This window comes from Natronosalvus halobius, from assembly GCF_024138145.1.
In the GTDB taxonomy this organism is placed as follows: domain Archaea; phylum Halobacteriota; class Halobacteria; order Halobacteriales; family Natrialbaceae; genus Natronosalvus; species Natronosalvus halobius.
The window spans coordinates 1,090,578-1,100,233 of sequence record NZ_CP099997.1; the positions used below are offsets into that span (position 1 = coordinate 1,090,578).

At 64.6% G+C, this 9,656-nt stretch carries 12 protein-coding genes; 7 read left to right on the forward strand and 5 right to left on the reverse strand.

The genetic code is table 11. The features are described from left to right. Positions 1-7: 7 nt before the first annotated feature. Positions 8-1,240 carry a mandelate racemase/muconate lactonizing enzyme family protein gene (locus NGM15_RS05270; protein WP_253436222.1) on the forward strand — a complete coding sequence of 411 codons (1,233 nt, stop codon included), beginning with the start codon at positions 8-10 and terminating at the stop codon, positions 1,238-1,240. Between the two features lie 494 nt (positions 1,241-1,734). Here NGM15_RS05270 and NGM15_RS05275 read toward each other — a convergent pair whose 3' ends face one another. Next, entirely contained in the window at positions 1,735-1,914 is a 180-nt protein-coding gene (locus tag NGM15_RS05275) for a hypothetical protein (RefSeq protein ID WP_253436225.1), read from the reverse strand. 137 nt (positions 1,915-2,051) lie between these two features. Here NGM15_RS05275 and NGM15_RS05280 point away from each other — a divergent pair, with 137 nt between their 5' ends. Further along, a complete protein-coding gene (locus NGM15_RS05280; protein ID WP_253436227.1) occupies positions 2,052-2,228 on the forward strand; it encodes a protein translocase SEC61 complex subunit gamma in 177 nt (58 codons plus the stop codon). Beyond that, positions 2,228-2,665, forward strand: a complete 438-nt coding sequence (locus NGM15_RS05285) for a transcription elongation factor Spt5 (RefSeq protein ID WP_253436230.1) — start codon at positions 2,228-2,230, stop codon at positions 2,663-2,665. Before NGM15_RS05280 ends, NGM15_RS05285 begins: the two co-directional genes overlap by 1 nt. 270 nt (positions 2,666-2,935) lie before the next feature. Here NGM15_RS05285 and NGM15_RS05290 read toward each other — a convergent pair whose 3' ends face one another. Further along, a complete protein-coding gene (locus NGM15_RS05290; protein ID WP_253436232.1) occupies positions 2,936-3,229 on the reverse strand; it encodes a DUF7565 family protein in 294 nt (97 codons plus the stop codon). Positions 3,230-3,400: 171 nt separating this feature from the next. Here NGM15_RS05290 and NGM15_RS05295 point away from each other — a divergent pair, with 171 nt between their 5' ends. Further along, a complete protein-coding gene (locus NGM15_RS05295; protein ID WP_253436235.1) occupies positions 3,401-4,165 on the forward strand; it encodes a PHP domain-containing protein in 765 nt (254 codons plus the stop codon). Here the strand turns inward: NGM15_RS05295 and NGM15_RS05300 are convergent. The 3 genes from NGM15_RS05300 to NGM15_RS05310 form a co-directional block, all read right to left on the reverse strand. After that, positions 4,159-4,683: a Mut7-C RNAse domain-containing protein gene (locus NGM15_RS05300; protein ID WP_311136466.1), complete on the reverse strand. Its 525-nt coding sequence runs from the start codon at positions 4,681-4,683 to the stop codon at positions 4,159-4,161. The genes NGM15_RS05295 and NGM15_RS05300 overlap by 7 nt on opposite strands. A gap of 92 nt (positions 4,684-4,775) precedes the next feature. After that, the gene (polX, locus tag NGM15_RS05305) at positions 4,776-6,527 is read right to left on the reverse strand and encodes a DNA polymerase/3'-5' exonuclease PolX (protein ID WP_253436238.1); all 1,752 of its coding nucleotides are present in this window, start codon (positions 6,525-6,527) and stop codon (positions 4,776-4,778) included. Continuing rightward, a complete protein-coding gene (locus tag NGM15_RS05310) occupies positions 6,527-6,967 on the reverse strand; it encodes a DUF5788 family protein (RefSeq protein WP_253436239.1) in 441 nt (146 codons plus the stop codon). The genes polX and NGM15_RS05310 overlap by 1 nt, the downstream gene beginning before the upstream one ends. A gap of 172 nt (positions 6,968-7,139) precedes the next feature. Between NGM15_RS05310 and NGM15_RS05315 the strand changes: the two genes are divergently transcribed. The 3 genes from NGM15_RS05315 (at position 7,140) to NGM15_RS05325 (ending at position 9,635) form a co-directional block, all read left to right on the forward strand. Further along, positions 7,140-8,075, forward strand: a complete 936-nt coding sequence (locus tag NGM15_RS05315; protein ID WP_253436242.1) for a rhomboid family intramembrane serine protease — start codon at positions 7,140-7,142, stop codon at positions 8,073-8,075. A gap of 87 nt (positions 8,076-8,162) precedes the next feature. Further along, positions 8,163-9,011 carry an endonuclease V gene (locus tag NGM15_RS05320; RefSeq protein WP_253436244.1) on the forward strand — a complete coding sequence of 283 codons (849 nt, stop codon included), beginning with the start codon at positions 8,163-8,165 and terminating at the stop codon, positions 9,009-9,011. A 99-nt stretch (positions 9,012-9,110) separates the two neighbouring features. Continuing rightward, positions 9,111-9,635, forward strand: a complete 525-nt coding sequence (locus tag NGM15_RS05325; RefSeq protein WP_253436247.1) for an HPP family protein — start codon at positions 9,111-9,113, stop codon at positions 9,633-9,635. The last annotated feature ends 21 nt before the right edge of the window (positions 9,636-9,656 follow it).

Consider the following 9,656-nt stretch of genomic DNA (forward strand, 5'->3'; position numbering starts at 1 on the left):
GTGGTGCATGGGTATCGATTACTCGCAACTACACGATCCGAACGCGGAGTATACGATGCGAGAGCTGTCGGCGGAGACGATGGGCGTCGCGGCGAAACGCGGCGGTGGCCGGGACGTCGAGATCACCGACATTCAGACGACCATGGTCGACGGAAACTTCCCGTGGACGCTCGTCCGCGTGTACACCGACGCGGGAATCGTCGGCACCGGCGAGGCCTACTGGGGCGCTGGCGTCAGTGAACTCGTCGAGCGAATGAAACCCTTCCTGGAGGGCGAAAATCCGCTCGACATCGACAGGCTCACCGAGCACATGGTTCAGAAGATGTCCGGCGAGGGATCGCTCGCGGGTGTGACGGTCACGGCGATTTCGGGCATCGAGATTGCCCTCCACGACCTCGCCGGGAAGATCCTCGAGGTGCCAGCTTACCAACTCTTGGGCGGGAAGTACCGCGACGAGATGCGAGTCTACTGCGACTGTCACACCGAGGAGGAAGCCGATCCGATCGCCTGTGCCGACGAGGCCGAGCGCGTCGTCGACGAACTCGGCTACGACGCGCTGAAGTTCGACCTGGACGTGCCCTCGGGCCACGAGAAGGATCGGGCGAATCGCCACCTGCGCGACGTCGAAATCGAGCACAAGGCGAGCATCGTCGAGGCCGTCACCGAGGCCGTCGGTCACAGGGCCGACGTCGCCTTCGACTGCCACTGGACGTTCTCCGCCGGTAGCGCGAAGCGACTGGCCAGGCGCCTCGAGGAGTACAGCGTCTGGTGGCTCGAGGACCCCGTTCCGCCGGAGAACCACGACGTCCAGCGCGAGGTTACGCAATCGACGACGACGCCGATCACGGTCGGCGAGAACGTCTACCGGAAACACGGTCAGCGTCGCCTTCTGGAGGGACAGGCCGTCGACATCATCGCGCCCGACCTGCCGAAAGTCGGCGGGATGCGCGAGACGCGCAAGATCGCAGACCTGGCGGACATGTACTACGTTCCCGTCGCGATGCACAACGTCGCCTCGCCGGTCGCGACGATGGCCGCGGCGCACGTCGGTGCGGCCATCCCGAACTCACTGGCCGTCGAGTACCACAGCTACGAACTCGGCTGGTGGGACGACCTCGTCGAGGAGACGGTGATCGAGGATGGCTACATCGAGATTCCCGAGGAGCCGGGACTTGGCGTCACTCTGGACCTGGACGCCGTCGAGGAGCACCTGGTCGACGGCGCTGAGTTGTTTGACTGAGCGTAGCGAAGTCAAACTCGAAAATCTCCGATTTTCGTCGTTTGACGAAGCCTGGGCTTCGTCGTACTCGCTGAGCTCTTCTCAGCGGTGTTTGATTGAGTAGCGTAGACAAACTTGCCGAGTACGCTCGATGTATTGTCCGTTCGTGTCGGCGGACTAGTTCGAACGGAACTCGAGCCTGTTTCGATTCCTGGATGCTCGGTACTCGATTCCTGGATGCTCGACGCCTGATGCTCGACGCCTAATGCTCGAATCCTCGGTGATCGATGTTCGACACCTGATGCTCGACGCCTGATACTCGAATCTTCGGTGACCGACGCTCGGTGCCTGACGCTCGATGCTGTTACTACAAATTATATAGTGGTGAACACAAGTCGATCACCTCTCGAGAGGCGGTCTTTCGTGTTCGGAAGGCGGACGGGGCCGGCTCATTCGCGATCGAAGATTCGAACGCGCGACCGGCCGATGGTGGGGCAGAACGGTCGCCCAAACCGTCAGGACTCGTCGTCCGCTCGACGTTCCTCGTCCGCTCGACGTGGCGCACTCTGCTTGCCGAGGTCGCCTCCTTCGTCGACCTCGTCCGGATCGCGATCGATTCGCTCGAGTTCGTCCTCGATCTCCGCCTCTCGTTCGGCCTCGTACTCGTCGGTTCGGTCGGTATCGTCTTCGGCCATACGTGAAATGTACCGTCCAGGAACACGAAAGCGCGGCCGTCATCTGCAACGTGAGTGTGTACCGGTGGGCACAGACCAGCGATTGACCCCCGGAAGAGAAAGACAGATAAAAGGCCCCGCATTGTGAACACACAGATATGGACGTTCCCTACGATCTCACCTCGTACGTGCGGGTACTGAAGATGGCGACGACCCCCACGCGGGAGGAATTCGTGCAAGTGTCGAAGATCGCCGGGGCAGGAATCCTGCTCGTCGGCCTGCTCGGATTCCTCATCGGCGTGGTCATGCTGTTCCTCACCGGCGGGGGCTTCTAATGCCGATCTACGCAGTCAAGACGACGGCCAGCCAGGAACAGACCGTCGCCGACATGATCATCAACCGCGAGGAACCGGACGTACACGCCGCACTCGCCCCCGACTCGTTGACCTCTTACGTGATGGTCGAGTCCGACGGCCACGCCGTTCTCGAGCGCATCCTGGAGGACATTCCCCACGCTCGAACGGTCATCCCGGGCGAGTCCGACATCTCGGAGGTCGAGCACTTCCTCTCGCCGAAGCCGGACGTCGAGGGTATCGCCGAGGGCGACATCGTCGAACTCATCGCCGGACCGTTCAAGGGCGAGAAGGCGCAAGTTCAGCGCATCGACGAAGGGAAGGACCAGGTGACTGTCGAACTGTACGAGGCGACGGTCCCGATTCCGGTGACGGTGCGGGGCGATCAGATTCGCGTCCTGGATTCCGACGAGCGATAGCGAGTCGGTTCACTCGGCGCTCGCTTCGCTCGCGTACGGGGGCTATGGACTACATTTTGCGAGGAGCGGTAGCCGCATCGGAGTGAGAATACCCGACGACGGAAACGGGAGGAGTCCAAGCCGTGGCAATCGGCGGTCAACCGATTCGATGGCACTCGAGGCTTTGGAGGCCGTTCGAAGGATATCTAGTGGCGTTACAGGCCCGAACTGGGTGGGTGAAACCGATGGCGTTCATCCGGTTTCACTCATCTGTCGACGCCTGGAAGGGTACTAGCTCTCGAGGTGGTCGGCCAGCCGTTGCTGATCGACGACGTCGTCGACCTCCTCGAGGAGGTCCTCGCGCTGGCGTACGTCCTCCGCCCCGGCGCCGTAGGCGCGGACGTACTCCGCGCGGCTGTGTTCGGAGAAGACGTGGCGGATCGCCAGGTAGCCGTCGGGGACGATGGTTCCACAGACGCCACACTCGAGGCGTTCGTGGGCGGTTACCTGATGGGCGATGGTCGACTCGACGTCCTCGAACACCGAGCCGCAGTCGTCGATCCCACATTCCCAGGCCGTGTCCATTCAATCGTGATACTCGCGCCGGCCATAAAGGTTCTTTCGGCAATAGCTCGCTCCGCGAGGGAGTTATCGCGATACGATCGGTGATAACGAGGGGAAAACGCGTCGCCGACGACGATTCCGGGGAACCGACAAATCAGAATTCATAACTCCTCGGTTGGCGTACCGCGAACCGTGAGCGACGGAGAGCAGGTCCGGGTCGACCTCCACGTGAAGGTGTTGAACGAGCGGGTGATCGAGAACGCCCGTCGGGCGGGAATCGACGTACTCGTCTACGCCCCTCACTTCACTCGTCTCCCCGAGATTCGGGAGCGAGCAAACGCCTACAGTACCGACGACGTGACCGTCGTCCCCGCACGCGAGGTGTTCACCGGCTCCTGGAACGACCGAAAGCACGTCCTCGGGATGGGGCTCGAAGAACCCGTCCCCGATTTCATCACCCTCGAGGGGGCAATGGCGGAACTCGAACGACAGGGGGCCGCGGTGCTGGCGCCCCATCCCGAGTACCTGACGGTGTCGTTGACGGAAGAGGACCTCCGGCGCTTTCAGAACGGTATCGACGCCGTCGAAATCTTCAATCCGAAACACCTCCCTGCGCACAACCGACGAGCGAGCGACCTGGCCGACAGTCTCGACATCGCCCCGTTTGCCTCGTCGTACGCCCACCTCCCGAGTACGGTCGGCGTCGCCCACGTTGCGTTCGAGCAGGCGATCGAATCCGAGGACGACCTCGTCTCGGCGCTCAGAGCCGACGCCCCCAGACGGGTCGTCTACGCCGACGGTTTTCGGCGCTGGCGGACGACTGCGGCCGAACTGGCCCACCTCGCCTACGAGAACACCTGGAAGAAGGTCGATCGGCTGTACCTCTCCGGCACGGAGCCGACGCACCCGAATCACGTCTTCTACGACGGGCGGTTCGAGGACGTCTCGGTCTACTGATCGCTCCCATATTCGTTACCTGCGGAGTCGTTTTGGTATTCCGTAGGGCTGTTTTCGTCACCCGCGGAGTCGCGTTCACCCGACGACTTCTCGCTTCGCACCGGCCCGAGCCTCCGCCGCACACTATCCCAGTGGCTCCCTTTCCAGAAGTGCTGGCCACAGTTGCGACAGGCCCACACCGCCATCTCGCTCGGCTCGGGCGCGTACGGTGGCGTGTCGGCCGTTCCCGTTTCCGCCTCGGACACGTGCTCGAGCGGGCCGTTACACCGACCACACCGACGCGGTTCGTCGGGGAGCGTCAGGTCGAGCCCGCGGTCGTGGAGGGTTCGGAGTTGCTCGTCCGTATCGCGTGACTCGAGCAGGATAGCGCGCTCGCTCCGGGCGGCCAGGTCGACGTCTCGCGTGACGATCGTTCGGCCCTCATCGGCGGCGACGTCCAGGAGGCCATCGCCGGCCTCGAGGTCGCAGTCGCCCGCGTAGACCGTGTCGTGGCCGCACATCCGACAGTAGGTGACGATGCCGCCGCACGCCGTCGACGAGGAGTCGGTCGCTCACGGTGGATCACGTGGTCAGTGCGTCAGTGGGTCAGTGCAGTAAGGGAATCAGTGCATCAATGCAGGAACTCGCGCAACTCCTCGAGCTCCCAGGCGTTGATCACGTCCGCGGGTTCGGCCCACCCGCGGCGAGCCGTGTGGACCCCCCAGCGGACGTACTCGAGGGTCGCCGGGCTGTGCGCGTCGGTGTTGACAGCGATCACCGCCCCCTCGTCGATCGCGGCCTGGACGGCGTTTCCCCAAAGGTCGAGTCGGTGGGGGTTGCTGTTGACCTCGAGGGCGGTGTCGTTCGCCGCGGCGGCCTCGCCCAGCGCGGCCGCGTCGATCGAGAGGCCCTCGCGCTGGTTGAGCAGGCGGCCGCTCGGGTGGCCCAGGACGTCGACGGCCGGGTTCTCGATCGCGCGAATCAGGCGCTCGTTCGCCGCGTCCGAATCCTGGTCGAGCGCACTGTGGGGGGAGGCGACGATCACGTCCAGGGCGTCGATGACGTCCTCGGAGAGGCCGATTTCCCCCTCGGCGTCGACGTTGGCTTCGATCCCCGCGAACACCTCGAGGTCGGCCTCGGCGCCGACCTCACGGATCTCCTCTACCTGCTCGAGAATCTCGGCGTCCGTGAGTCCCATGCCGCCGACGACGCCCGGCCCCTCCGCGTGGTCCGCGATCGCGTAGTAGTCGTACCCCTGCTCCGCGGCCGCAGCGATCATCTCGTCGATCGAGTTGTTGCCGTCGGACCACTCGGTGTGGGTGTGCAGATCGCCGCGGATATCCTCGCGCGTGAGAAGATCCGGCAAGGTGCCGTCGGCGGCGGCGTCGATTTCGCCGCGATCCTCGCGCAGTTCCGGAGGCATCCACTCGAGGCCGAGCGCCTCGTACATCCCCTCCTCGGTTTCGCCGGCCACCCGCTCGCCGACGCGCTGGCCCACCTCGTGGTCTTCGACGTCGGAAACGTCGAAGGCGCCGTACTCGTTGAGTTTCAGCCCGCGATCGATCGCGTAGTTCCGTAGGGTCACGTTGTGATCCTTGCTCCCTGTGAAGTACTGGAGCGCGGCCCCGAACTCCTCGGGCACCACAACGCGCAGGTCGACGCGGACTTCGCCGACGCGGACGCTCGCCTTCGCCGGCCCGGACTCGATCTCGTCGTCGACGGAGTCCCAGGAGACGAACGAACCGACGACCTCCTCGGCCTCGACGGTGGCCGCGAGCACGTCCACGTCGCCGATCGTCTCACGCCACCGACGGATCGAGCCGGCGACCTCGCAGCGCTCGACCGCCTCGAGCGACTCCAGGAACGCGAGCACGTCGTCCGCGAGCGGGCGGGCCTCGCCGAGCAGTTTCCGCTCGCCGATCTCACGGGCGAACGGAATGTTCTCGAGGATGTTCTGTTCGGTCTTGGTGCCGAATCCCGACACTTCACGGATCTCTCCCGCCTCGGCGGCCGCCTCGAGGTCGTCGAGCGTCTGGATCTCGAGTTTGCGGTAGAGCGTACCGACCGTCTTCGGGCCGACGCCCTCGACGCGGGTGAGGTCGGCCATGTCCACGGGGAGGTCCGCCCGTAGCTCCTCCAGTTCCTCGATCTCCCCGGTTTCGACGTACTCGACGATCTTCGAACCGATGGCGTCCCCGACGCCGTCGATGTCCTCGATCGCCTCCTCGTTCCCCGCGTTCACCAGGTCGGCAATTGGCGCGGGGTGGGCACCGATCGCCTCGGCGGCCCGCCGGTAGGCCCGCGGTTTGTACTCCACGTCGTCGGCCTCGAGCAGATCCGCGAACTCCTCGAACCGGGCAGCGAGTTCGGCGTTGGTCGCCATCAGCGACCCCTCCGCGTACCCGCGTCGGTGTCCCGCCCGAGCGCTTTTTTCAGGAAGGACATCCAGCGCTTCTTGTCCGCCGTGTTCTGTGCCTGTTGCTCGCGCTCGAGGTCCGTCGGCCCGAGGTTCTCGAGGGCGTTGAGCGCCCGATCGATCCCGACGATCGATCGGACGAGTTCCTCGCCCTCCTCCCGACTGATGTCGCCCTCTTCGATCAACTCGAGTCGCTCGACGCGCTCTCGCCTGAGGTTTCGTTTGGCCTGCTCGACGCGCTCGCGTTCGCCCGCCGGCACCGTCTCCCGGCGCTTGATCTCGAAGACGAACTGCCGGAGATCGATCGACTCGTCCTGGATCGTGATCTCCTCGGGAATGTCCGCGCCGATCGTCGCGCCATCCCGGTTGACGCGCTCGAGCAACTGTTTTCGCTCGTAGTCTTGCACAGGTCGTCGTGGGACTCGAAGGGGCAAAAATCCTCGTTACGCGCTCGCACGGTTGCCAACGTCCGTCCCCGGTTCCGAAGGCCGGGAGACCGGGGACACAGGACGGGAGACCGGGGACACAGGACGGGAGAAACCCCAAACCCCATAGCGACGCGCCACATACGGGGCGCCAATGGCAACGTGTGACGCGTGTGGGAAAAACGAAAGCATGCCGTACAACTGTCGGCACTGCGGGGGGACCTTCTGCAGCGAACACCGCCTGCCGGAGAACCACGACTGTACGGGGTTGCGGAACTGGAACGATCCGCAGGGGGTCTTCGACAGCGGGTTCGACGATAGCGTCGATAGCCGGGGGAAGACGGCCTCAAGTCTGAGCGACAAATTGCCGTTCAACATGGGTCCCGGCGGGCCGCTGGGGTACTTCCGGGGGAACATGACGTACACGTTCCTGGCGCTCATGTGGATCACGTTCCTGGCGCAGTGGATCGTGCTCTTCGCCGCTGGCGGGTCCGCTCACCGTTCGATCTTCATGCTCTCGACTGCGAACCCGGAGTACGTGTGGACGTGGGTGACCTCGATTTTCGCCCACTCGCCGGTCAACATCTTCCACATCGTGTTCAATAGCATCGTGATTTTCTTCTTTGGGCCGCTCGTCGAGCGGTACGTCGGTTCGAGAAAGTTCGCTATCCTGTTCATCGTCAGTGGCGTTCTCGCCGGCCTCGGACAGATCGCAATCTCCGCTTACCAGGGCGTCCCCTCGAACGTGCTCGGAGCCAGCGGCGCCGCCCTCGCGATCATGGGCGTTTTGACGATTCTGAATCCGAATCTCAAGGTCTACCTGTACTTCATCCTCCCCGTGCCGATCTGGCTCCTTGCGGCCGGAACCGCTCTAGTCAGCATCTTCTTCATCGGCGGCGGAACCGCCGGCGGGGGCGGCGTTGCACACGCGGCCCACCTCGTCGGTCTCGTGGTCGGTCTCGCCTACGGCGAGTACATCAAACGGACCCAGAACGTGCGAACGGCGAATCAGTTCCAGCTTGGCGGCGGAGGTCCAGGAGGCCCGGGCGGGCCCGGTGGCCCCGGCGGACCAGGCCGCAGACGGTTCTAACGCGTTCCGCTCCCAAGCGTTATCGTGCTCCCCGCTTCCATCCGGTTCTCGACGTATACGCGTCCCACCTTCACACACATTAGGTCTATGACACGCATCCATCGTCCCGACCTCGTCCCCGACCCCGCGCTCTCGAGAGCCGACATGGAAGCCATGCAGCACGAAATCGCGCGCGAGGCCGTCTTCGAGGACGACTTCGCGTTCGACCTCGAAGCGCTGACGAATCCGCTAGCGGCGACCTCGACCTCGAGCGTGGGTGGTAGCGACAGTGAGAGCGAGAGCGAGTGCGATGGCAACCGCGATACCGAGTCGATCACCCAGCCAATCGTCGCCGGCGTCGACCAGTCCTTCCTGCTCGATTCGGAACCCGAACGCGCACTCAGCGCCATCGTCGTCACGCAGGGCGAGGAGGTCCTCGAGCGCGTCTTCGCCGTAACGCCTCTCGAGATCCCCTACGTCCCGGGACTGCTCTCGTTCCGCGAGGGCGGTCCGATCCTCGAGGCGGTCGAGACCCTGACGACCGACCCCGACGTGTTCCTGTTCGACGGCAGCGGTCGAATTCACTTTCGGGAGGCCGGCATCGCGACCCACATGGGCGTCGTCCTGGACGCCCCCAGCGTCGGCGTCGCCAAGAGTCTGCTGTGTGGCGAGGCGACGGGCGACCTCGAGAACCTCGCCGCCGGCACCCGGGTACCGATCGAATCGAACGCGCGCGTCGAGACCGACCCGGGAACGCTCCTGGGGTACGCCGTTCAGACGAAGCAATACGACTCGCCGAACCGCTACGTCAACCCGCTGTACGTCAGTCCTGGCCACCGAGTCGGCCCCGAAAGCGCGGCCGACCTCGCCCTCGCGCTCTCCACGGGTTACAAGCTCCCGGAGCCGGTTCGACTGGCCGACAGTTACGCCGACGAGGCAAAAGGCGAGCTGGACTAGCCGCCCCGAGTTGGCGAACGTGCCGTGAAATCAGGAAATCACGGGTGAATACTTCCTCCGACCCTGGAAGTTATCCGCCCGGACGGAATACATCGACCGATGTCGGTACGTGACGACCTGAGCGCCGGAATCAACGTCATCATTCACTTCACGTTCCTCGGTGCCATTGCCTGGGCGACCGGTCGACCGTTCCTGTTCCCGAGCCTCGGTCCCTCGGCGTACCTGCTGGCGACCGGCGAACAGCCGCGGGCTGAGGGCGCCTACCACGTCATCGGCGGGCACGCCATCGCGGCCGTTTTCGGGCTACTCGCCTACGTGGTGTTCGCCGATGGGTTACTGGTGACCGACGCGTTCACCCGCGCCGAGTCGTTCTCTCCAGCCGTCGGCCGACTCGCGGTGAGTTCGACCGTCGCCATGGTCCTGACGACCGTCGGTATGCTCTGGTCGGACACCAACCACGCGGCCGCCTGCGCGACGACCCTGATCGTCGCCCTCGGCCTCATGTCGACGCCACTCGACACGGGGATCATCGTCGCGTCGGTCGTCCTCCTCGTTGGATTCCACGGGAAGGTAGTTGAGCCCCTCCAGGACCACTACGGAGTCGAACCGCGGGATGCCCGCTGAGTTCGGCGACGGGGCCGGGGC